This is a genomic window from Zobellella sp. An-6 (assembly GCF_052487945.1).
The window spans coordinates 2356488-2378311 of record NZ_CP199259.1 but is presented as its reverse complement, the minus strand read 5'-3'; the positions used below and the strand labels follow the sequence as shown (position 1 = coordinate 2378311).

The 21824-nt window shown below is 62.9% G+C and carries 20 protein-coding genes; 12 read left to right on the top strand and 8 right to left on the bottom strand.

Features of this window, described 5'->3' with window-relative positions:
* Positions 1–5: 5 nt before the first annotated feature.
* The 3 genes from fadI (at position 6) to htpG (ending at position 5506) form a co-directional block, all read left to right on the top strand.
* Positions 6–1319 carry an acetyl-CoA C-acyltransferase FadI gene (gene fadI, locus ACT7DK_RS11090; protein WP_445399114.1) on the top strand — a complete coding sequence of 438 codons (1314 nt, stop codon included), beginning with the start codon at positions 6–8 and terminating at the stop codon, positions 1317–1319.
* Entirely contained in the window at positions 1316–3430 is a 2115-nt protein-coding gene (gene fadJ, locus ACT7DK_RS11085; RefSeq protein ID WP_445399112.1) for a fatty acid oxidation complex subunit alpha FadJ, read from the top strand. The genes fadI and fadJ overlap by 4 nt, the downstream gene beginning before the upstream one ends.
* Before the next feature lie 165 nt (positions 3431–3595).
* A complete protein-coding gene (gene htpG / locus ACT7DK_RS11080; RefSeq protein WP_445399110.1) occupies positions 3596–5506 on the top strand; it encodes a molecular chaperone HtpG in 1911 nt (636 codons plus the stop codon).
* Positions 5507–5585: 79 nt separating this feature from the next.
* Here htpG and ACT7DK_RS11075 read toward each other — a convergent pair whose 3' ends face one another.
* A complete protein-coding gene (locus ACT7DK_RS11075) occupies positions 5586–7349 on the bottom strand; it encodes an amidohydrolase (protein ID WP_445399108.1) in 1764 nt (587 codons plus the stop codon).
* Positions 7350–7498: 149 nt separating this feature from the next.
* On the bottom strand, positions 7499–8164 hold the full coding sequence (locus ACT7DK_RS11070) for a metallophosphoesterase (protein WP_445399106.1): 666 nt from the start codon (positions 8162–8164) through the stop codon (positions 7499–7501).
* A 291-nt stretch (positions 8165–8455) separates the two neighbouring features.
* Between ACT7DK_RS11070 and adk the strand changes: the two genes are divergently transcribed.
* Entirely contained in the window at positions 8456–9100 is a 645-nt protein-coding gene (gene adk / locus ACT7DK_RS11065; RefSeq protein WP_445399104.1) for an adenylate kinase, read from the top strand.
* A 66-nt stretch (positions 9101–9166) separates the two neighbouring features.
* Entirely contained in the window at positions 9167–10135 is a 969-nt protein-coding gene (hemH, locus tag ACT7DK_RS11060) for a ferrochelatase (protein WP_445399102.1), read from the top strand.
* 22 nt (positions 10136–10157) lie between these two features.
* Here the strand turns inward: hemH and ACT7DK_RS11055 are convergent, their stop codons facing one another.
* Positions 10158–10532 carry a hypothetical protein gene (locus ACT7DK_RS11055; protein ID WP_445399100.1) on the bottom strand — a complete coding sequence of 125 codons (375 nt, stop codon included), beginning with the start codon at positions 10530–10532 and terminating at the stop codon, positions 10158–10160.
* 237 nt (positions 10533–10769) lie between these two features.
* Between ACT7DK_RS11055 and ACT7DK_RS11050 the strand changes: the two genes are divergently transcribed.
* The 4 genes from ACT7DK_RS11050 to ACT7DK_RS11035 all read left to right on the top strand — a co-directional run bounded on the left by ACT7DK_RS11050 (position 10770) and on the right by ACT7DK_RS11035 (position 14266).
* Positions 10770–10964, top strand: a complete 195-nt coding sequence (locus ACT7DK_RS11050) for a DUF4250 domain-containing protein (RefSeq protein ID WP_445399098.1) — start codon at positions 10770–10772, stop codon at positions 10962–10964.
* Positions 10965–11020: 56 nt separating this feature from the next.
* Positions 11021–11677: a thiopurine S-methyltransferase gene (locus ACT7DK_RS11045; RefSeq protein WP_445399096.1), complete on the top strand. Its 657-nt coding sequence runs from the start codon at positions 11021–11023 to the stop codon at positions 11675–11677.
* A 622-nt stretch (positions 11678–12299) separates the two neighbouring features.
* Positions 12300–13667 carry a YjiH family protein gene (locus tag ACT7DK_RS11040; protein ID WP_445399094.1) on the top strand — a complete coding sequence of 456 codons (1368 nt, stop codon included), beginning with the start codon at positions 12300–12302 and terminating at the stop codon, positions 13665–13667.
* Between the two features lie 62 nt (positions 13668–13729).
* Positions 13730–14266 (top strand): DUF924 family protein, encoded by a 537-nt coding sequence (locus ACT7DK_RS11035; RefSeq protein WP_445399092.1) that lies wholly within the window; start codon positions 13730–13732, stop codon positions 14264–14266.
* 52 nt (positions 14267–14318) lie between these two features.
* Here the strand turns inward: ACT7DK_RS11035 and ACT7DK_RS11030 are convergent, their stop codons facing one another.
* From ACT7DK_RS11030 to dinG, 3 genes are all read right to left on the bottom strand, one after another.
* On the bottom strand, positions 14319–14951 hold the full coding sequence (locus ACT7DK_RS11030) for a YccT family protein (RefSeq protein WP_445399091.1): 633 nt from the start codon (positions 14949–14951) through the stop codon (positions 14319–14321).
* 107 nt (positions 14952–15058) lie between these two features.
* The gene (locus ACT7DK_RS11025) at positions 15059–15826 is read right to left on the bottom strand and encodes a sulfite exporter TauE/SafE family protein (RefSeq protein ID WP_445399089.1); all 768 of its coding nucleotides are present in this window, start codon (positions 15824–15826) and stop codon (positions 15059–15061) included.
* On the bottom strand, positions 15823–17883 hold the full coding sequence (dinG, locus tag ACT7DK_RS11020) for an ATP-dependent DNA helicase DinG (RefSeq protein ID WP_445399087.1): 2061 nt from the start codon (positions 17881–17883) through the stop codon (positions 15823–15825). Before dinG ends, ACT7DK_RS11025 begins: the two co-directional genes overlap by 4 nt.
* Positions 17884–18138: 255 nt before the next feature.
* Here dinG and ACT7DK_RS11015 point away from each other — a divergent pair, with 255 nt between their 5' ends.
* Entirely contained in the window at positions 18139–19182 is a 1044-nt protein-coding gene (locus ACT7DK_RS11015) for a porin (RefSeq protein WP_445399085.1), read from the top strand.
* Between the two features lie 163 nt (positions 19183–19345).
* On the opposite strand, the gene ACT7DK_RS11010 is transcribed toward ACT7DK_RS11015, so the two are convergent.
* Both ACT7DK_RS11010 and dusC read right to left on the bottom strand, forming a co-directional pair.
* Positions 19346–19717 carry a transcriptional regulator, TraR/DksA family protein gene (locus ACT7DK_RS11010; protein WP_445399083.1) on the bottom strand — a complete coding sequence of 124 codons (372 nt, stop codon included), beginning with the start codon at positions 19715–19717 and terminating at the stop codon, positions 19346–19348.
* Between the two features lie 70 nt (positions 19718–19787).
* Positions 19788–20717: a tRNA dihydrouridine(16) synthase DusC gene (dusC, locus tag ACT7DK_RS11005; RefSeq protein ID WP_445402328.1), complete on the bottom strand. Its 930-nt coding sequence runs from the start codon at positions 20715–20717 to the stop codon at positions 19788–19790.
* Positions 20718–20817: 100 nt separating this feature from the next.
* Between dusC and ACT7DK_RS11000 the strand changes: the two genes are divergently transcribed.
* Both ACT7DK_RS11000 and apt read left to right on the top strand, forming a co-directional pair.
* Positions 20818–21210: a YbaN family protein gene (locus ACT7DK_RS11000; protein ID WP_445399081.1), complete on the top strand. Its 393-nt coding sequence runs from the start codon at positions 20818–20820 to the stop codon at positions 21208–21210.
* A gap of 68 nt (positions 21211–21278) precedes the next feature.
* Positions 21279–21824 carry an adenine phosphoribosyltransferase gene (gene apt, locus ACT7DK_RS10995; RefSeq protein WP_445399080.1) on the top strand — a complete coding sequence of 182 codons (546 nt, stop codon included), beginning with the start codon at positions 21279–21281 and terminating at the stop codon, positions 21822–21824.

Below are 21824 nucleotides of genomic sequence, written 5' to 3'. Positions count from 1 at the left end.
CAGACATGACGCTGACTAACCCCTTAACCACCAGAGCCGGCGATCGCATTGCCATCGTCTCCGGCCTGAGAACCCCCTTCGCCCGGCAAGCCACCGCCTATCGCGGCATTCCCGCCCTGGATCTGGGGTGCATGGTGGTGGCCGAGCTGCTGGCGCGCACCCCCATGGACGCCAGCGAGGTGCAGCAACTGGTGTTCGGCCAGGTAGTGCAGATGCCCAAGGCCCCCAATATCGCCCGGGAGATTGTGCTCGGCACCGAGCTGCCGGTGGGCACCGACGCCTACAGCGTGACCCGCGCCTGCGCCACCAGCTTCCAGGCGGTATCCAACATCGCCGAGGCGATGATGGCCGGCCATATCCAGGTGGGTATCGCCGGCGGGGCCGACTCTTCCTCGGTGCTGCCGATAGGGGTATCCGCCAGGCTGGCGGATGCGCTGCTCGATCTGAGCAAGGCCAAGTCCCTGGGCGCCAGGCTCGCCATACTGCGCCGCCTGAAGCTTAAGGATCTGGCGCCGGTGCCGCCGGCGGTGGCGGAATACACCACCGGCCTGTCCATGGGCCAGACCGCCGAGCAAATGGCCAAGAGCCACGGCATCGGCCGGCGGGAGCAGGACGAACTGGCCCACCGCTCGCACCAGCTGGCGGCCCGGGCCTGGCAGCAGGGGCGGCTCGACGGGGAGGTGATGGCTGCCTATGTGCCGCCCTTCAAGACGCCCTTCGAACGGGACAACAATATCCGCACCGAGTCCAGCCTGGCGGATTACGCCAAACTCAGGCCCGCCTTCGACAAGCGCCACGGCAGCGTGACCGCCGCCAACAGCACCCCGCTTACCGACGGCGCCGCCTGTGTACTGATGATGACCGAGACCCGCGCCCGGGAGCTGGGCCTCAGGCCGCTCGGCTACCTGCGCAGCTACGCCTACGCCGCCATCGATGTGTGGCAGGACATGCTGCTGGGGCCGAGTTACGCCACCCCCCTGGCGTTGGCGCGCGCCGGCTGTACCCTGGCGGACATGGATCTGGTCGACATGCACGAGGCCTTCGCCGCCCAGACCCTGGCCAACCTCAGGATGTTCGAAAGCCAGACCTTCGCCGAGCGCGAGCTGGGCCGCGGCCAGGCCATAGGACAAGTAGACATGGCCAAATTCAACGTGCTGGGCGGCTCCCTGGCCTACGGCCACCCCTTCGCCGCCACCGGCGCGCGCATGATCACCCAAACCCTGAGAGAGCTTAACCGCCGTGGCGGCGGCCTGGCGCTGACCACCGCCTGCGCCGCCGGTGGCCTGGGCGCGGCCATGGTACTGGAGGCAGCAGAATGAGCGAACAACAACCGACCTTCACCCTGCGCAAGGACGACGGCATCGGCATCATCACCATGGATGTGCCGGGCGAACGCATGAACACCCTGCGGGCGAGCTTTGCCGGGGAGATCCGCGCCCTGCTGGACGAGATCCTGGCCGACGCCAGCCTCAAGGGGCTGGTGCTTTGCTCGGGCAAGCCCGACTCCTTCGTGGCCGGCGCCGACGTCAACATGCTGGCCGCCTGCCGGAGCGCCGGCGAGGCGGAAGCCCTGGCCCGGGCCGGCCAGGAGATCTTCACCGCCCTGGAGGCGCTGAAACTGCCGCTGATCGCCGCCATCCATGGCCCCTGCCTGGGGGGCGGCCTGGAGCTGGCCCTGGCCTGCCACGGCCGGGTGTGCAGCGACGACGACATCACCCGCCTGGGGCTGCCGGAAGTGCAGCTCGGGCTGTTGCCCGGCTCCGGCGGCACCCAGCGCCTGCCTCGGCTGGTGGGGTTGACCAGGGCGCTGGACATGATGCTCACCGGCAAGCAGCTGCGGCCCAAACAGGCGCTGAAAGCCGGCCTGGTGGACGATATGGTGCCGAGGAGCATACTGCTGGATACCGCCATCGCCCTGGCCCGCAAGGGCAAGCCGAAGCACAAGCGCAAGCCGGATCTCAAGACTCTGGCGCTCGAGGCCAACCCCTTCGGCCGCAAGCTGGTGTTCGACAAGGCGCTGAGCGCCCTGCGCCACAAGACCCGCGGCAACTACCCGGCACCCGAGCGGCTGCTGGAGGTGGTGCGCACCGGTCTGGACGAGGGCATGAGCCAGGGCCTGGCCGCCGAGGCAAGGGCCTTCGGCGAGCTGGTGATGACGCCGGAATCGGCGGCATTGCGCCACCTGTTCTTTGCCACTACCGAGATGAAAAAGGAAAGAACCGTCCAGGGCGCCGAGCCCATGGCGCTTAAGCGCATCGGTGTGCTGGGCGGCGGCCTGATGGGTGGCGGCATCGCCTTCGTCACCGCCACCAAGGCGGAGCTGCCGGTGCGCATCAAGGACATTGCCCATGACGGCATCAACCAGGCTATGGCCACCGGCCACCGGCTGCTCGCGCCCAGGGTCAAGAAGCAGCAGCTGCGCGCCACCGAGATGCAACGCCAGTTGGCGCGCATGACCGGCACCCTGGATTACAGCGGCTTCGACCGGGTCGACATGGTGGTGGAGGCGGTGTTCGAGGATCTGGAGGTCAAGCGCAAGATGGTGGCGGAGGTGGAAGCCCATTGCCCGGCCCACGTGATCTTCGCCTCCAACACCTCCTCCTTGCCCATCCACCGCATCGCGGAAGGGGCGGCGCGGCCGGAGCGGGTGGTCGGCCTGCACTACTTCAGCCCGGTGGACAAGATGCCCCTGGCGGAGATCATCCCCCATGCAGGCACCAGCAATGAGACGGTGGCCACCGCCATCAAGCTGGCCCGGGCCCAGGGCAAGACCCCCATAGTGGTGCGGGACAAGGCCGGTTTTTACGTCAACCGCATCCTCGCCCCCTACCTCAACGAGGCGGCGCGGCTGCTGCTGGAAGGTGAGCCCATCGAGGTCATCGACCGGGCCCTGGTGGACTACGGCTTCCCGGTGGGGCCCATCACCCTGCTGGACGAGGTGGGCATCGACGTGGCGTCCAAGATCTCCCCCATCCTGGAGCGGGAGCTGGGCAGCCGCTTCAAGGCGCCGGAGGCCTTCGGCAAGCTGCTGGACGACAAGCGTCATGGCAAGAAAAACGGCCGCGGCTTCTACCGGTTCGACAAGAAGGGCAAGCCGGTGGACGAGAGTGTCTACAAGCTGCTCGGCGTCAAGCCCCAGGGCCGGCTGCCGGCCCGGGACATGGCCGAACGCTGCGTGCTCTTGATGCTGAACGAGGCGGCCATGACCCTGGACGAAGGGGTGGTGGCCTCGGCCCGGGACGGGGACATCGGCGCCATCTTCGGCATCGGCTTCCCGCCCTTCAGCGGAGGCCCTTTCCACCATATGCACCGGCAGGGCATCGGCGAAATCATCGCCAAAATGGAGGAATACGCCCGCAAGTACGGCGAACGCTTCGCCCCCTGCGACGCCCTGCGCCGACTGGCGGAAGAAGGGCGCAGCTACTACTGACTAAAGCTTGAAGCTTGAAGCTGGAAGAGCCATCCTTCCGGCTTCCGGCTTCCGGCTTCCGGCTTCCGGCTTCCGGCTTCCGGCTTTGTTTCCACCCAGCCCTTGAAATCCCGCGCGGCAACCCCATCTTTCAGGCTGTAGGTTAAACCAAGCAAGGAACTTATCATGTCAGAAGCCGTGCATACCGAAACTCATGGTTTTCAAACCGAAGTCAAACAACTGCTCAACCTGATGGCGCACAGCCTCTATTCTAATAAAGAGGTGTTCCTGCGCGAGCTGGTGTCCAACGCCGCCGACGCCGCCGACAAGCTGCGCTTCAAGGCCCTGTCTGACAGTGAACTCTATGAAAATGACGGCAACCTGCGGGTACGCCTGATCCTGGACAAGGATAACAAAACCCTGACCATCTCCGACAACGGCATCGGCATGAGCCGGGACGAGGTGATCGAGCACCTGGGCACCATCGCCAAGTCGGGCACCAAGGCCTTCTTCAGCCAGCTGTCCGGCGACCAGGCCAGGGATTCCCAGCTGATCGGCCAGTTCGGGGTGGGCTTCTACTCCGCCTTTATCGTGGCCGACAAGGTGACTGTGCTGAGCCGGGCCGCCGGCCAGCCCGCCGATCGCGGCGTACGCTGGGAGTCCGACGGCGACGGCACCTTTACCGTGGCCGACATCGAGAAAACCGGTCGTGGCACCGACGTGATCCTGCATCTGCGCGAGGCCGAGCAGGAGTTCCTCGACGACTGGCGCCTGCGCAGCATCATCGGCAAGTACTCCGACCACATCAGCATCGCGGTGGAAATGTGGAAAGAGGGTGAACCCGAGCGCGAAGAAGACGGCGAAAAAATTCTCGCCACCGAAGGCGAGTGGGAGCAGGTGAACAAGGCCACGGCGCTCTGGACTCGCGCCAAGGGTGAGGTGAGCGACGAGGAATACCAGGAATTCTACAAGCACATCTCCCACGACTGGCAGGACGCCCTGGCCTGGAGCCACAACAAGGTGGAAGGCAACCAGGAATACACCAGCCTGCTGTATGTGCCTGCCAAGGCACCCTGGGACATGTGGAACCGGGATCAGAGCCATGGCCTCAAGCTCTATGTGCAGCGGGTGTTCATCATGGATGACGCCGAGCAGTTTATGCCAACATACCTGCGGTTCGTCAAAGGGGTGCTGGACTCCAACGATCTGCCGCTCAACGTGTCCCGCGAGATCCTGCAGGACAACAAGGTGACCGCCCAGCTGCGCAAGGCCTGCACCAAGCGGGTGCTGGGCATGCTGGAGCAGATGGCGAAAGACGACGCCGACAAGTACCAGGGCTTCTGGAAGGAGTTCGGCAACGTGCTGAAGGAGGGCCCGGCCGAGGACTACGGCAACCGGGAGCAGATCGCCGGCCTGCTGCGCTTCGCCAGCACCCACAACGACGCCGATGCCCAGACGGTGTCGCTCGACGATTACCTCGGCCGGATGAAGGAAGGTCAGGACAAGATCTACTACATCACCGCCGACAGTTACGCCGCCGCCAGCCACAGCCCGCACCTGGAAATCTTCCGCAAGAAGGGCATTGAAGTACTGCTGATGTGGGAGCGGGTGGACGAGTGGCTGATGAACCATCTGCACGACTACAAAGAGAAACAGTTCGTGTCGGTGACCAAGGGCGAACTGGACCTGGGCGAGCTGGACGACGAGGAAACCAAAAAGGCCCAGGAAGAAGCCAAGGAAGCCCTGGCCCCCCTGCTGGAGCGGGTAAAGACCGCCCTGGGCGACGAGGTGAAGGAAGTGCGCCTGACCCACCGCCTGACCAGCACCCCGTCCTGCGTGGTGGCCGGCGAGCACGACATGAGCACCCAGATGATCAAGCTGATGCGCGCCGCCGGCCAGCCGGTACCGGAGCAGAAGTACATCCTGGAGCTCAACCCCGACCATGTACTGGTGAAAAAGCTGGAGAGCCTGGCCGAAGGTGAGCAGTTCACCGAATGGTCCCAGCTGCTGCTGGAGCAGGCCCAGCTGGCCGAGCAGGGCGGCCTGAAAGACCCGGCCGCCTTCGTGGCCCGGGTCAACCGCCTGCTGTTGGGCTAAGCACAAAACCGCCCCGGCGCACCGGGGCGGTTTTCCTTCCATCCCCAGCAACGCCCTGCCTTCGCAGGGCGTTGCTTTTTCAGGGCGCCGGCGGCCGTTGATGGTAGGGTTCGACATGGGAGCCCTGGAACAGCTCACGGCCGGCGATAATGGTTCTTTCCACCGCCAGATCCCGCAGTCGCCGGGGATCGATGCTCAGGGGATCTTCCGCCAGCACCACCAGATCCGCCACCTTGCCCGCCTCGATGCTGCCGCGCTCCTGTTCGTCGAAGGTCAGGTAGGCCGGTCCCCGGGTGTAGGCCCGGATCGCCTCTTCCACGGAAATCGCCTCTTCGGCACCATAGACCTTGCCGTCATGGCCGAGGCGGTTCACCGCCGCCCAGATCCCGAGCAGGGGGCCATGCGGCAGGCCGTCCGAGCCGTAGGCGATGCGGATGCCGTGATCCAGCAGGGAGCGTTGCGGGTTCTGCCGCTCCAGCCGGTTGCCGCTCACCGCCGCCAGCATAAAGGCGTTGTTGTAGTAGGTATAGTTGGGCTGGGTATCGACGATCAGCTCCAGCTCGGCGATCTTGGCGAGGGTCTCCTCCGGCGGCCTGATGGTCAGGTGATGCAGATGGTGGCGGTGATCCTCCCGGGGCCGCTCCCGCAGCACCCGCTCCAGCACCTCGACCGCCTCGACCACGGCGGCATCCCCTATGGTGTGGATACCGAGCTGCCAGCCCAGCTCATGGGCCCGGCTGGCCACCCGGTACAGGCTGTTCTTGGGGATCACCGTCACGCCGTCGAAATTGCCCTCCCGGTTTTCCCAGGGGCCGCGTTCATCGAAGCGCACCTGGCCGTCATAGGGTTTGAGGGTCCTGAAGTCCGGTACCGCTATGGCGCCGTCCATGCTCATCTTGATGGCGCCGAGTTTCAGCCGTTCATCGCCAATACCGGTACGAAAACCGAGTCCGTCGAGTTCGGCCAGGCTGGACTCGACATCGTCGTAACCGGGAAACAGGAAAATCTGCAGGGTGGCTCGGGGCAGTTCGTCGCCCCAGCGCTGGTAGACATCCTGGATCAGGCGCAACTCGTTCGGGCGCACGCCGGCGATATTGACGCTGGTGACCCCCATGGGCAGGAATTTTGCCAACTGGGCGCGCAGGTTGTCCCGGGCGCTGTCGTCACTCAGCGCCGGGTTGGGGATGACCCGGGTGGCGTAGCGTCGCGCGCCCATGGTCAGTACGCCCTGTGGCTCGCCCTGCTCGTCCCGTACGATAAGCCCATCCTTGGGGTCCGGCGTGTCCTTGCTCAACCCGGCCAGTTCGATGGCCCTGGAGTTGAGGGTGAGCTTGAGCACGCCGCAGGCCAGCATCACCGGGTGGTCGGGCACGATGGCGTCCAGCTCCCGGCGGTCGGGCATCTGCATATGGCAATGGGGGCGGTTCATCATCCCGACCAGCCAGTCACCGGCCGGCACCTTGGCGGCCTCCCGGGCCAGTATTTCCGTTAACTGATCCGGGGTGGGAATGCTGAAGGTGGCACCGAAGGGGCGGGGGCCGGTCCCCACGTGGATATGACCGTCATAGAAGCCGGGCAGCAGGGACTTGCCCTGCAGATCGATCTGCCGGGTATCGTTTCCGGCCAGCTCCTGCAACTGATCATGGCTGCCGACCGCCATGATCCGTCCCGCCTTGATGGCCACGGCGTCGGTAATGTCGAAGTGGTCATTGACGGTGATGACCCGGGCATTATAGTAGATGGTTTCGGCTTCGCCCCCGTCCGTAGCGGCCCCGGCGGAAAAGGTCATGGCAGAAGCCAGGAGCATGGCCGACCATGCCGTTTTGTCTCTTGTGTTATCCATCGCGTTTCCTTTATCACATCCATTTGCCTGACGGTGGTAATTTCTGCTAACCAATTGTTATGAAATTGCTAGCAAGTGGCATCACACTGCATCCGGGCCACCGAAGCCAGGGCCAACCGACATGGTGCGGTGGTACCAGGCTCGGCGGCTCAGAGCCAGCTGCGGATTTCCAGCAGGGTCAGATGCCCCCGGGGGGTGAAGGCGCCGGTGTCGATATACAGCATGTTGCCGAGTCGGGTAACCTCGGGGACTATGCTGTGTCCGGCCAGGACCAGGTCGACATGGGCGATGGGCGTGGCGTCGCGTCGGGCCAGCCGCTCCCGGGCCCATACCAGCTGGGCAAGCTGGACCGGGGTGAGTGGCCGGTGCAGGCTGTGCCAATCCCGCTCGGGGACCTCGGCGTGTACCAGGCCGACCTTGCTGCCGTTCAGCTCCACTTCGATGGCATGGGGCAGGCGGGCGAGGGCGGTGCGGGCATAGGCCTTCAGCTCGGACCAGTCGTACTCGAAGCCCCATTGGCCACCGTTCATGACCCACTGCGCCAGGGCCCCGGGGCCGGCGCATTCCAGGGCGGCCCACATCATCTGCTCATGATTGCCCTGCACCGCGAAAAACCAGGGCTCGAACACCAGGCTAAGGCAGTCGAGGGAGCGGGGACCCCGGTCAATCAGGTCGCCCACGCTGAACAGACGGTCACGCCCGGGATTGAAACCGACCTCGGCTAGGCTGGCGCGAAGCGCGTCAAAGCAGCCGTGCAGATCGCCGATGGCGAAGTCGTTACCTCTGGTGTTGGCGCTGAACGTCTGCAGCTGCATGCCTTGCTCCCCGGAGGACCCATATTGCCATGCCCTATGTTCAGTTTAGTGCCCATCCCGGGTGCAGATGAGGGACACCGAGCAGGCGGACCGACCGTTATCCGGGGTATGATGGCCAGGCGATTCCCCGGCGGGGAGGCAGGTATCGTTCGGCACGGCTGTGAAGGCGAGGCTTGCCGTCAATCTCATCAATAGGTCTAACAGGGCCTTCCTCTCCCTTGTCCCCATGCCGGTGTCATGACACAATCATGCCCCAAATTATGTAATAACTAATCAGAAGAGGACGCTGTTATGCGCATCGTTTTGCTGGGTGCTCCGGGCGCGGGTAAGGGAACGCAGGCTCAATTCATCATGGAGAAGTTCGGCATTCCGCAAATCTCCACCGGTGACATGCTGCGTGCCGCTATCAAGGCCGGCACCCCGCTGGGGCTGAAAGCCAAGGAAGTCATGGATCAAGGACAACTGGTCTCCGACGATATCATCATCGGTCTGGTTAAAGAGCGCATCAGCCAAGACGACTGTGCCAAGGGCTTCCTGCTCGACGGTTTCCCGCGCACCATTCCCCAGGCCGACGCCATGAAGGAAGCCGGTGTTCCCGTCGACTACGTGCTGGAATTCGCGGTGCCGGACGAAGAAATTGTCAAGCGCATGAGCGGTCGCCGGGTGCATCCGGGCTCGGGCCGGGTTTACCACCTGGTGTACAACCCGCCCAAGGTGGAGGGCAAGGACGATGTCACCGGCGAAGAGCTGGTGATCCGTGCCGACGACGAGGAAAGCACGGTACGCAAGCGCCTGGCGGTGTACCATGAGCAAACCGCACCGCTGATCGACTACTACAAGCAAGAGGCCGAAGCCGGTCATACCCGCCACTACAAGGTGGATGGTACCCAGTCGGTCGAGCAAGTCAGCCGCGAACTGACCGATATTCTGTCTTAATTCTACCGTTCTTCGGCCGGGTGCCCCTTGGCTCCCGGCCTTTTCTATTCAGGATATGGTAACAAGGTGAAAACAGGCGTCTTACTGGTTAACCTGGGTACCCCCACCGCCCCCACCGCCAAGGCGGTAAAAATTTTTCTCAGCCAGTTTCTGCACGACCACAGGGTGGTTGATCTTCCCAGGGCCTTGTGGTGCCCGCTGCTGCACGGCATCATTCTGCCCTTCCGCTCGCCCAAGGTTGCCAGGCTTTATCAGTCGATCTGGTGGGAAGAAGGCTCACCCTTGATGGTGATCAGCCGGCACCAGCAGAAGGCACTGGGCGAGGCGCTGAAGGAAGCGGGCATCGACATGCCGGTCGCCCTGGGCATGAGCTATGGCGAACCCTCCATGGCGACGGCCTGGCAGGAGCTGAAATCGGCCGGCGTGGACAGGGTGATTCTGTTGCCGCTTTACCCCCAGTACTCGGTCAGCACCACGGCATCGGTGTTCGACAGCTGGGCGGGACTGATGAAAAAAGAACGCCTGGTGCCGGCCTTTCGCTTTATCCACGACTACCATGATCACGGCGGTTATATCCAGGCGCTGGCCGAATCGGTCCGCCGGCATTGGGAACAGCACGGCCGGGGTGAGTTGCTGTTGCTTTCCTACCACGGCATCCCCAAGCGCTACGAAGATGAAGGCGACCCCTATGGCCGGCAATGCCACCGAACCTCCGAACTGTTGGCCGCCGAACTGGGGCTGGAGCGTCACCAGTGGCGCACCACTTTTCAGTCTCGCTTCGGGCGTGAAGAATGGCTGCAGCCCTATACCGACGACACCATGAAGGCCCTGCCGGGGGAGGGCGTTAAACGGCTGGACGTGATCTGCCCGGCCTTTTCCGCCGACTGCCTCGAAACCCTGGAAGAGATCGCAGAGCAGAACAAGGGGCTCTTCATGGCCGCTGGTGGCGAAGCCTATCATTATATCCCCGCCCTGAATGATCAGCCCGGCCATATCCGCATGATGATGGATCTGGTCTGCCGCGAGCTGGCGTAACCTTTTCTTTTCCGGCCCTGCCTCAGTGCAGGGCCGGCATCTCGTTAGTTGGCGCAATCAGGAATACCCTGTTGCGGTGCCGTTGTGCCGCCTGCTCGAGTGACTGACGTTGCCCGGCCACCGGCCGGCATTGCCAGCACACCACCGCCGCTATGCCTTTGTGAGCGATGGCCCGGTGCACCAGGCCGAGGGGCTGCAGCACTCCCTTGCCCATGTCGACGACCAGGGCCGGGTCCACGCCGGTGGTGGCCAGGGCGCGAGGCGACAGGGGCGCAGGCGTGTTGAGCATCAGTATCCATCCGCGGCGGCTCCGGCTGATGGCGGCCAACTCGGCCAGCAACTGGCCCTGGCGGCCGTTGCTCCAGTCTTCTATCCACTCGACCAATGTGGTGGCCATGGCGGTGGGTTCTGCTGGGCGCTGCCACTGCCGGGACAAGGCGGGAACAGCCTGAACGCGCGATAACAAGATGGTGGCCATATGCACTCCCTGTTGTTTTACTGTTTATATATACAGTATCGATCATCGAGGGGACAGGTCAAGAAAAATACTGTTTAAATTTACAGTATTGTGGGCTGGTGGCCCACGGGGCCCAATCTATACTGACTACAAAAGAACGGCAGCCAGGAGAGGGACATGAACAAGGCACAACTGGAACAGATGGACGATCATATGCTGCTCAGCATCCTCAACGAAAAGCTGCGCCTGGAGTGTGAAAGCCTGGAAGCCCTGCTGGCGCTGTATGAGCTGGACAGCGGCCATGTAAACGCACGCATGGCCCGGATTGGCTACCACTACGACACTGGCAGCAACCAGTTCAAGGCGGCTTGAAATGACCGGATGAGTCCTGAGATAGTAGTCCTCCTTATTGTATTACGGGAGATGAAATGGACGCCCAATTCTGGCATCAACGCTGGCAGTCATCGCGCATCGGCTTTCACCAGCAGCAGGTTAACGAACTGCTCAGCCGTTTCTGGCGGCAGCTGGGGGTGCCCGAGCACACCGAGGTGTTGGTGCCCCTGTGCGGCAAGAGCCGCGACATGCACTGGCTGGCGGAGCAGGGCCACCATGTCGCCGGCTTCGAGCTGTCTCCGCTGGCTATCCGCGATTTTTTCAGTGAGGCGGGCGTATTGCCACAGCAACAGAAGCTGGTTCATTATCTTTGCTGGCAAGCCGGCGGTTTCAGCCTGTATGAAGGCGATTTCTTCCAGGCGGAATCCCTGGGCAGGCGTTTCGATGCCGCCTACGACAGGGCTGCCCTGGTCGCCTTGCCCGAGCCGGTCAGGCCGCTCTATGCCCGTTTGCTGGCGCGGCTGCTCAATCCGGGGGCGGCCATGCTGCTGGTGACCCTGGATTACGCCCCGGTGCAGCACGAGTCTCCTCCCTTTGCGGTGAACGAGCAGGAAGTCAGGCGGCTGTTCGGGGCCGATTTCGAGGTGACCCTGCTTGGCCGCATCGCAGAGGGAAACAGCAACCCCCGGGTGGCCAGCGGCGAACGGCAGTTTTTCGATGAACTCTGCTTTGTGTTGCGGCGAAAGTCGTAACTCCGAAAGCATGACTCCCGCTTGAGGGCGCCGGCCGGCAGCCGGGCGCCCCGCCTTCATCACATCTGTAGCCGCATAGCCGGTTCTGGATGCCGACCCCGCCGGCATATGGAGCCGGGCGCCATCCCCGGGGTCTATTCACTCATGGCACCGTATCCGGCCCGATAGCCTGTTGCCGAAAAAACAACGATGAACATCGCGGCGATGTGGTGAAATGCCCTGTCTCCGGCGCTGTCAGGCGTCACCGAAATATGCCGGCGGCCCGGTGTACACCGGCTGCCCTGGCGCTTCATGCCCACGCTGTACCATCAGGCTTGTTTCCGTTTTGTGCGCCGGATCTGTTTGCATGCGCGTACAAAATCCTTATACTCCCCCCTGAAATTAACAATGCAGAACAAATATCTAACAAGATCCATATTTTTGGGTTTATGTTTCGATTAAATGTTTTGATTAAATATATTTGGCTATAAAATAAGTATTCAGCAAGCCATCTCTTTATTGGCAACTTATGCGCTTAAAAGTTGTTTTTATTCTGGGTTGGTTGGCTGGGCTGCATAAAAGTGCGGTTTTTTACCTTTTTTAGCCGAGTTGGGTGCTGTTGCCCGATAAGGAAGGAGTAACCATGGAAAAGACGTTGACGGTGCAGGGCGAGGCAAGCAAGCGAAACCTGCTGATGTTCCTGCTGCCCTCGCTCGCGGGCATACTGCTGTTTATGACTCCGGTCAGCTATAACGGCGATCTCACCATCATGATAGCGGTACTGGCCAAGAGCCTGCAGGCGCTGTTGTCCGACCGGCTGACGGCCATCGTCACCGTGCTCATCACCCTCTCGGCGCTGCTGTCGTTGCTGACCACCCTGCTCAAGCCGGCCTTCGTGACCCGCAGCCTGTTCCTGAATACCCTGTTCAACGTGCGGCCGGTATGGCTGGCGAGCCGGCTGCTGGGCGCGGCCTTCGTGCTGATGGTCTTTACCCAGTCCGGCCCCGAGCTGCTGTACAGCGGGGACACCGGCGGCCTGGTGCTGAACGACCTGCTGCCAGTGCTGTTCGCGGTGTTCATCTTTGCCGGCCTGCTGCTGCCGCTGCTGCTGGACTTCGGCCTGCTGGAGTTCGTGGGCACCCTGCTGACCGGCCTGATGCGCCCGGTGTTCCGCCTGCCCGGCCGGTCGGCGGTGGACTGCATGGCCTCCTGGCTGGGCGACGGCAGTGTCGGTATCCTGCTGACCAGCAAGCAGTACGAAGGCCACCACTATACCCAGCGTGAAGCGGCGGTGATCGGCACCACCTTCTCGGCGGTGTCCATTACCTTCAGCCTGGTGGTGCTGGCCCAGGTCAAGCTGGAGCACATGTTCGTGCAGTTTTACCTGGCGGTATGCCTGGCCGGCATAGTGGCGGCCATAGTGGTGCCGCGGCTGCCGCCGCTCAGCTGGAAGAAAGACACCTTCATCAATGGCGAGACCCGCCCGGCCGACGATGAAAGCACACCCGCCGGTTATTCCCGCCTGAGCCACGGTTATGCGTTGGCCCTGGCCCGGGCCGGCAAGGTAGAGGGCATGGGGCAGGTGGCCCGCACCGGGGTGCACAATGCCCTGGACATGCTGTTCGGCGTGTTGCCGGTAGTGATGGCCTTCGGTACCCTGGCATTGGTGGTGGCGGAAACCACGCCGTTGTTCACCTGGCTGGGCCTGCCCTTCGTGCCGCTGCTGGAGCTGCTGCAGATCCCGGAAGCCGCCGCCGCTTCCGAGACCATAGTGGTGGGCTTTGCCGACATGTTTATTCCGGCCATTCTCGCCACCTCCATCGAGAGCGACATGACCCGCTTCGTGATCGCCGCCCTGTCGGTCACCCAGCTTATCTACATGTCCGAAGTGGGCGCCCTGCTGCTGGGCAGCAAGATCCCGGTCAATATCGTCGAGCTGTTCGTGATCTTCCTGCTGCGGACCCTGGTCACCCTGCCGGTGATCGCCCTGATCGCCCACCTGGTGTTCTGAGCCCGCCACTTCCCGAAGCATCCCCTATACTGTGGCCACTAGCCATGGTAGAGGGGATGTTCATGTATCAGTCTGTACTGCAATTCTGGTTTGAAGAACTGGACCCGGACCAGTGGTGGGTGAAGAGCCCCGAGCTGGATATGGATATCCGCCGCCGCTTCGGCCGGCTGCACGCCCAGGCCTGCCTGGGCGAACTGTTCGAATGGCGCACCCGGACCCGGGGAAGGCTGGCGGAGATCATCGTGCTCGATCAGTTTTCCCGCAACATTTACCGGGGCAGGCCGCAAGCCTTTGCCGCCGATGGCATGGCCCTGGTGCTGGCCCAGGAGGCGATAAGCAACGGTGCCGAGAAGGGGTTGAGTCCGCAGGAGCGGTTGTTTCTCTACATGCCCTTTATGCACAGCGAGTCGCTCAAGGTGCACGACGTGGCCCTGGCGCTGTTCGAGCAGAACGGCCTGACGGACAACCTGGAGTTCGAGGTGCGCCACCGGGACATCATCGCCCGTTTCGGGCGCTATCCCCATCGCAACGCCCTGCTGGGGCGGGCGTCTACCGAGGAAGAAAAGCGGTTCCTGGAACAGCCCGGCTCGAGTTTCTGACCAAATGAAAAAAGGCACCCGCGGGTGCCTTTTCTGCGCAATGACCTGCCGGTTATTGCTGCTGGATCAGCCAGATCTGGAAGGCGCGGCGGGTGTCCTTGTCGGCGGCGTTCCACCAGTGTTTCAGCATGTCCAGGGCATCGGCATCGACGGCGGCCTCGCCGAATTTTGCCTGGGCGGCGGCCACGGCGGCCTCGGTGCGACCGTTGAAGGCCTTGCCCTGCTCCTGCAGATAGCTCTGGATACCGCGGCCGGTATCCAGGCCGGCCGGGGTGGGGATGGTGAAGATATCCGCCTCCATCACCCGGCCGCTGGCCTTGTCGACCACCCGCAGTTGGGTCTCCTGTTCGCGCAGGAACTGGCGTGTAAGCTGGTAGTTGATGGGGGGGCTGTAATCAAGACTCAACTGAGCATCAGCCGGAACCTCAAGGGTGATAATAACGGGATCGCCGTTCAGCAGGCGTACTTCCGAGCGGTTTGAAAAGTCCTTGGTATAGGCCACGGCAAACTGGTGCTTGCCCTCACCGATCTCCACCTTATGGATGGACTTGGTGATGCTGTTGGCGGTTTTTTCGCCATCCACCAGGTAGATCTGGTAGGGCTGCTGGGCTTCGAAGGTCGCCGCGCTGGCGCCAAAGGACAGGCCGGCAACAACCAGGGCGGCGAGGGTTGAACGCATTTTCATCTGGGGCTCCTGAGCCATTATGATTCCCGTAACGGGCTGCTAAGTAATTGAACCAAATACCCACTAAAGCGCAGGATTGTGGCAATTAATGGCCCGGAGCGCAACGGTCAAAACCAGGCCTGCCAGGCGAGCTTGGCGGAGATGGCCAGCACCATCAGCACGAAGATGGGGCGGATAAAGCCGCCGCCGAAACGAATGGCGGAGCGGGCGCCGATAAAGGAGCCGGCCATGATGCCGAGGCTTAAGGCGAGGCCCAGCAGCCAGTCCACCTGACCCAGGGCGACGAAGGTCAGCAGGGAAACGAAGTTGCTGATAAAGTTCATCGGCTTGGCCAGCCCCGAGGCGAGCAGGATATTCAGCCGGTACAGGGCCATGCCCGACACGATCAGGAAGGCGCCGGTGCCGGGACCGAAGGCGCCGTCGTAGGCGCCGAGCAGCAGTCCCTGGCCCCACTGGCGGCGATACAGCCGGGGCCCGGCCTTGGGCAGTTGTGTCCCCTGGGGCTCGCGCTTGCGGTTGAGCACGGTGTACACCGCCACCATCAGGATCAGCAGCGGCAGGGCCTTTTCCAGCCAGACGGCGCTGATCTGGTTGATAAGCAGGGTGCCGGCCAGGGCGCCCAGGGCGGCGGCCAGGCAGGCCCGCCACCAGAAGGCCGGGGTAAAGAGCCGCTGGCGATAAAAGGTCGTGGCGGAGGTCAGCGAGCTGATGCTGGCGGCGACCTTGTTGGTCCCCAGCGCCAGGTGGGGCGGCAGGCCGGCGCTGAGCAGGGCGGGAATGGTGATAAGGCCGCCGCCGCCCGCCACCGCATCGAGGAAGCCGGCAACCAGGCCGGTGGCGGCCAGCAGCAGAAAAACGGAGATATCCAGGGTCATGGCAATTCCCGGGTGAAAGGGGGCAGGGCAGCCAGCAGGGCGGCCCCGTAACGGCGGCTCACCAGGCGCTTGTCGAGCAGGATGATGCGGCCATGGTCGGCCTCGGTACGCAGCAGCCGGCCGCACGCCTGGATCAGCTTGCGGGAGGCCTCGGGCATGGCCTGCTGCATAAAGGGATTGCCGCCACACAGCGTGATCCACTCGGCCATGGCCTGCTCCACCGGCGAGGTAGGCACGGCAAAGGGCAGCTTGGTGATGATAAGGTTGGTCAGGTAATGGCCGGGCAGATCCAGCCCCTCGGCAAAGCTGCCGGTGCCGAAGAGGATGCTGGGGCTGTTGCCGTCGCACCGTTGCTTGTGCAGCTGCAACAGGGCCTGGCGGCTGGCTTCCCCCTGCACCAGCAGCGAATGGCCCTTGGCCCGCAGCGCCTCGGCCGCGGCCTGCATCTGCCGGTAGGAGGAGAACAGCACCAGGCTGGCGCCCTGGCCCTCGAGCCAGAGGGGGATCTGCTCGGCCAGCAGGCGATCGAAACCGGCGTCGGTGGGATCGCACGCCAGGGGCGGGATGATCAGGCGGGCACTGCGGTAATCGAAGGGAGAGTGCAGGCGCAGGTAATGGCTGCCGTCGTCCGCCTTCAGCCCCACGGCACGGCGGAAGTAGCCGAAGTCGTTCAGGGCGGTGAGGGTGGCCGACACCATGATCACCGCCGCCGCCCGTGACCAGCACCACTGCTCCAGCAGGTGGCCCACCGCCAGTGGCGTGGCGCACAGCGTCAGCTCCTGCCGGCTCTGCTCCAGCCAGCGCGCCGGCGGCGTTTTCTTGGGGCCGCTGGGGCTGAGCATCAGCTCGCACAGGCTGGCTGTCTGTTCGGCGCGCAGCCGTTGCTGGCTCAAGGCGGCCAGGGCGGCTTCGATCACCGCGGCCTTGGCCGGCTGTCGTTTCAGTTGCTCCGCCAGCTGTCCCTGCACCCGGTCCAGGGCGCGGCCGAACACCTTGTTGTCTTCTCTCAGCACACGCAGTGCCTCATCCAGAAAGCCGGGCAGCTCACCGGCGGCAAAGCGCAGGCAACCCTGCTCGTCGGGAACCAGCTCCTGCCGTTGCAGGGCACCGTTAAACTGCTGGCCGAGCGTGGTCAGGGCCGGTATCAGTTGCTGGATGGCCTGCTGCAATTGTCCCAGTTGGTGCTGGCCTTCCGTCCCCAACAGTTCGTGCAGGCCGGCAAACTGCTTGTTGAACTGCTCCAGGGCGCGTCGGCCCGGGCCCAGGGCCAGCCGGGCCGAGCCCTGCTCCCGGGCGACCGGGGCGATATGGTGGGCTTCATCCAGCACGTAAACACATTGCTCGGGCTCGGGCAGGATCACGCCGCCGCCCATGGCGAGATCCGCCAGCAGCAGGGCATGGTTGACCACTATCACGTCGGCCTTGTCGAGTTCCGCCCGGGCCAGGTGAAAAGGACACCGCTGGTGGCCCCATTGCGGCTGGCAGCTGTGCGGCTCCGCCTGCAGCTGTTGCCAGAGCGCATCGTCGATCGGGTAGGGCCAGCTGTCCCTGTCTCCCGGCCAGCCGTTGTCGCACCAGGCCTGCCAGAGTTCGGCCAGCTGCCGTTGCTGGGGGGCGGTGAGGGCATGGGTGGCTTCGAACAGGCTGAACTGGCCGTCGCCCCGGGCCAGGGCCTCCAGCCGGCGCACACAGCAGTAGCGGCCTCGCCCCTTGGCCAGCACGAAGCGGAATCCGGGCTGACAATGAGGCTGAAACAGGGGCAGATCCTTGTCGACCAGCTGCTCCTGCAACGCCAGGGTGGCGGTGGAGACGATCAATTTCTTTTGCTGCAGCCGGGCCCAGGGGATGGCGGCCTGCAGGTAGGCGAGGGATTTGCCGATGCCGGTGCCGGCTTCTGCCACCAGGATACGCCTGGTGTTATCGTAGTGGCCGAGCAGCACCTTGCCGATTTCCGCGATCAGGTAGTTTTGCTCGCGGCGGGGGCTAAAGCCTTGAATAGACTGACTTAAACGGCGGTAATTGGCGCGCACCAGGGTGCGGTAATCGGCGCTCGGCATCGGCTGCTTCCGGTATAAAATCCGGGGCCAAGTATACCCGCCAGCACTTTTTATGCTAGTTGCCACCACGATTCCGGGAAAAGTGGCCGAGGTCACATTTACATCTTCAATGAGTATTAATGTCACAAAAAGTTCCCGGGATTTTGTTGCAAGCTCAAAAAACCGGTGATAGGCTGCCAGCCATAGTAACGTACGCGTTGCTAACACAGGGAATAACAAGGACTTAGTGTTTAATTACAGTAGGCATTCAAAACTATGAAAAAGACTATTCTTGCACTGACTATCCCTGCGCTGTTCGCGACCTCTGCTGCCAGCGCCGTAACCGTTTACTCCGACGAAGGCGCCCAGGTTGATATCTACGGCCGCGTCCAGTACGAAGCCGGCCAGATGCGCTTCCAGAAAGATGCTGGTGGTGACTCTATCAGTAAAGCAGAAAACTTCGGTGGTGACGGTGAAGCCCGTCTGGGCGTGAACGTTAAATACGGCCTGAACAACGACGTCGACCTGATCGGTAAGCTGGAGTGGCAGGTTACCGCCGAAGGTTCCGACGCTACCGGTTCCGACGATATCAGCGCCCGTTACGCTTGGGCCGGTTTCCGCTTTATGGACACCACCGACCTGACCTTCGGTCGCAGCCAGGATCCCTATGCACTGGTTGTCTACCACCACGATATCTTCAACATCTTCGGCGCTAATGCCACTTACGGCTCACTGGGCCTGGTTGACGACAAGACTGACGACCAGGTACGCGTTTCCTACGCCGCCAACGGCCTGGACCTGCGTGCCGCCTATGCTTTTGCTGACGATCAGAAAAGCGATCTGACCGAAGAAGAAAAAGAAAACCAGTGGTCCGTAGCCGCCGGTTACACCCTGCCGATGGGCCTGGGCTTCGGTGCAGGTTATGAGCAGCAGAATTTCGGCAACGGTGGCGTTCCTGCTGACGGTGACGGTGAATTCAACGCTTGGATCCTGGGCGTAAACTACACCCTGGACGGTTTCTATGTTGCCGCTGCCTATACCCAACAGGAAGCTGAAGACAACGTCGAGAAGATTGAAACCAAGGGTTACGAACTGACCGCCACTTACAATGTGGATGCCTGGACTCTGCTGGCCCAGTACTCCAAAGAAGAGCTGGAAATAGAAGGCGTTTCTGGCAAGGTAGATACTGTTGACGCCGTAACCCTGGGTGTTCAGTACGACCTGACCGCCAAGGCCAAACTGTACACCGAATACGAAATCAACGATAACGACCTGGATCAAGATGACCGCTACGGCGTTGGTATCCAGTACAACTTCTAAGCTAGCCTTAAGCTAACTTGGCAAGTTCAAAAAAGCCGGCGAAAGCCGGCTTTTTTATTGGGCTTTAAATCTGGTCGGTCTATTATTCTTACGCCTTACGCCTTACGCCTTACGCCTTACGCCTTACGCCTTACGCCTTACGCCTTACGCCTTACGCCTTACGCTACAATTCCCAGGCGCCGTGCTGGGCCTTGCGGAATTTCTCTTCGCAAGGGTCGCAACGCTGGCGGCAAGGGTTGTCCCAGAGCTGCTCGGGGCTGAGCTCGGCCTCGCAGTCGCTGCACAGGCCGTACAGGCCCAGTTGCCACTGGCAAAGGGCGGCATCCGCCTGCTTCAGGGCGGTCAGCTGCGGTTGCAGTTGGGGATAGGCGGCCAGGGACGGATAGTCGGCCCATTCATCCGCCGGCAGGCGGTGCAGCTCGGCGGCGAGGGGAGCATCCAGCCCCAGCAGCGCCTGCAAGAAGAGCTGGCGCCGTTGCTCCACCACCGCCAGCAACCGGGCCTCCAGCTGGGATTCGGTAATGATGCTGCTCATGATGATATCCAAAAAAGGGAATACTGGCCGCCAGTATAGGGCCCGCTCTTACGGCACATCATGATACAAGTCAAAGGGAAGCCAGAGTCTGCCTGATATCGCGGGTGTGCTTGAGGGTGCGAACCTGGCCGAACAGCGCCTGGGCCTGGGGATATTGCAGCCTGAGGTAACTCAGCCACTGCTTGATGCGATTGGGGTAGTAGAGCCCCTTGTCGCCTTCGATTTCCAGGGCGGAATAGTCCAGCAGCAGGGTCACCACCCGCTCCCACGCCATGGCCGGGTGTCCTTGCTTGATGGTGGCGGCCAGGTTGGGCAGGGCCAGCGCCCCCCGGCCCAGCATCACATCCGGGCAGCCGCTCTGGGCCCTGGCCTGGCCGGCCTGGGCCGCATTCCAGATCTCGCCGTTGATCACCACCGGAATGGGGAGGGCCTGGCGGATCCCGGCCACCAGCGACCAGTAGGCGGGGGGGCGATACCCGTCCTTCTTGCTGCGGGCATGCACCGCCAGTTCGCTGACGCCGCCCTCATACAGGGCCAGGCTGTTTTCCAGGTAAGTGTCCTTTTGCTCCACGCCCAGGCGGATCTTGGCGCTGACCGGCAGTCCGGCCGGCACCGCCGCCCGCACCGCCCGGGCGATGCGATACAGCAACTCGGTATCATCGAGCAGGGCCGCGCCGCCTCTGTGGCGGTTGACGGTTTTGGCCGGACAGCCGAAGTTGAGATCGATGCCCCTGGCACCGAGACGGCAGGCCTGGGCCGCATTTTCCGCCAGCCAGTCCGGATCCTGGCCGAGCAGCTGGATGCGCACCGGCGTACCGGCCGGGGTTCGGCAATCCCGGTGCAGCTCGGGGCATAACCGGTAGAACACCCGGGGCGGCAGGCGCATGTCCACCACCCGGATAAACTCGGTCACGCAGAGATCGAAGGGGTTGAGGCGGGTGAGCAGATCCCGCATCAGGTGATCCAATACCCCTTCCATCGGGGCCAGTATCAGGCGCATAGTCATTCGGTATCGAGGAAAAGCGGCGATTGTAAAGCTTAAGGCTGGCGGCGGGAAGTCGCTTCCTGCTATGCTCAGGCTGTTAACAAAGGAGGGCCGGATGCGGATATTGTTTGCCCTGCTTGGCAGTCTTTCGTTGGGGCTGGGAGTACTGGGCGCCTTTCTGCCGGTGTTGCCCACCACGCCCTTCGTGTTGTTGTCGGCCTTTTTGTTCGGCAAGTCTTCGCCCCGGGTGCACGCCTGGCTGGTCAATCACCCCTGGTTCGGGGGCATGATCCACGACTGGCAGGCTCATCGCGGCCTGCGCGCCCATGTGCGCAGAAGGGCCCTGCTGCTGATGACGCTCAGCTTTTCCTTTTCCATCTACATAGTGCCGCTGTGGTGGGTCAAGGCGGGCCTGGTGCTCACATTTTTGGCGTTGCTGGTGTGGTTTTTGCGCTTACCCCTGGTCCCCGACCAGCCTGCGGTTGCAATGAAACAGCCGAGGCCCTAAGCTAGCCGCAGTTCAACCTATATGCCGTGCCCGTGTGCTATCCGGGCCTAACAAGGCTCCTGTCCGATATGAAACAAGAAACCCTTAAGCTGATTGCCGACAGTATCGTCTCTATTCCCGATTACCCCAAACCAGGCATTATCTTCCGCGACATCACCAGCCTGGTGGAAAACGCCGAGGCCTTTCGCCTGACCATCGAAGCCCTGGTGGAACTGTATCGCCACTCCGGCATCAACAAAGTCCTGGGCACCGAGGCCCGGGGCTTTATCTTCGGCGCGCCGGTGGCGGCCGCCCTGGGCGTGGGCTTTGTTCCGGCGCGCAAGCCTTCCAAGCTGCCGCGCGAGGTGATCGAGGTGGCCTACGATCTGGAGTACGGCCAGGACAAGCTGCAAATCCACGTGGATGCCATCGCCCCCGGCGAGAAGGTGTTGATCATCGACGACCTGCTGGCCACCGGTGGTACCGTGGAAGCGGCGGTCAAGCTGGTGCGCCGTTGCGGCGGCGAGGTGCAGGATGCGGCTTTCGTCATCGGCCTGCCGGCCCTGGGCGGCATGCAGCGCCTGAACAAGCTGGGGGTCAAGGTGACCAGCCTGGTCGAGTTCGAGGGCCATTAA

Coding starts and splice junctions, on each gene's coding strand:
- fadI (WP_445399114.1), top strand. CDS start 6: ATGACGCTGACTAACCCCTTAACCACCAGAGCCGGCGATCGCATTGCC.
- fadJ (WP_445399112.1), top strand. CDS start 1,316: ATGAGCGAACAACAACCGACCTTCACCCTGCGCAAGGACGACGGCATC.
- htpG (WP_445399110.1), top strand. CDS start 3,596: ATGTCAGAAGCCGTGCATACCGAAACTCATGGTTTTCAAACCGAAGTC.
- ACT7DK_RS11075 (WP_445399108.1), bottom strand. CDS start 7,349: ATGGATAACACAAGAGACAAAACGGCATGGTCGGCCATGCTCCTGGCT.
- ACT7DK_RS11070 (WP_445399106.1), bottom strand. CDS start 8,164: ATGCAGCTGCAGACGTTCAGCGCCAACACCAGAGGTAACGACTTCGCC.
- adk (WP_445399104.1), top strand. CDS start 8,456: ATGCGCATCGTTTTGCTGGGTGCTCCGGGCGCGGGTAAGGGAACGCAG.
- ACT7DK_RS11055 (WP_445399100.1), bottom strand. CDS start 10,532: ATGGCCACCACATTGGTCGAGTGGATAGAAGACTGGAGCAACGGCCGC.
- ACT7DK_RS11050 (WP_445399098.1), top strand. CDS start 10,770: ATGAACAAGGCACAACTGGAACAGATGGACGATCATATGCTGCTCAGC.
- ACT7DK_RS11045 (WP_445399096.1), top strand. CDS start 11,021: ATGGACGCCCAATTCTGGCATCAACGCTGGCAGTCATCGCGCATCGGC.
- ACT7DK_RS11040 (WP_445399094.1), top strand. CDS start 12,300: ATGGAAAAGACGTTGACGGTGCAGGGCGAGGCAAGCAAGCGAAACCTG.
- ACT7DK_RS11035 (WP_445399092.1), top strand. CDS start 13,730: ATGTATCAGTCTGTACTGCAATTCTGGTTTGAAGAACTGGACCCGGAC.
- ACT7DK_RS11030 (WP_445399091.1), bottom strand. CDS start 14,951: ATGAAAATGCGTTCAACCCTCGCCGCCCTGGTTGTTGCCGGCCTGTCC.
- ACT7DK_RS11025 (WP_445399089.1), bottom strand. CDS start 15,826: ATGACCCTGGATATCTCCGTTTTTCTGCTGCTGGCCGCCACCGGCCTG.
- dinG (WP_445399087.1), bottom strand. CDS start 17,883: ATGCCGAGCGCCGATTACCGCACCCTGGTGCGCGCCAATTACCGCCGT.
- ACT7DK_RS11015 (WP_445399085.1), top strand. CDS start 18,139: ATGAAAAAGACTATTCTTGCACTGACTATCCCTGCGCTGTTCGCGACC.
- ACT7DK_RS11010 (WP_445399083.1), bottom strand. CDS start 19,717: ATGAGCAGCATCATTACCGAATCCCAGCTGGAGGCCCGGTTGCTGGCG.
- dusC (WP_445402328.1), bottom strand. CDS start 20,717: ATGCGCCTGATACTGGCCCCGATGGAAGGGGTATTGGATCACCTGATG.
- ACT7DK_RS11000 (WP_445399081.1), top strand. CDS start 20,818: ATGCGGATATTGTTTGCCCTGCTTGGCAGTCTTTCGTTGGGGCTGGGA.
- apt (WP_445399080.1), top strand. CDS start 21,279: ATGAAACAAGAAACCCTTAAGCTGATTGCCGACAGTATCGTCTCTATT.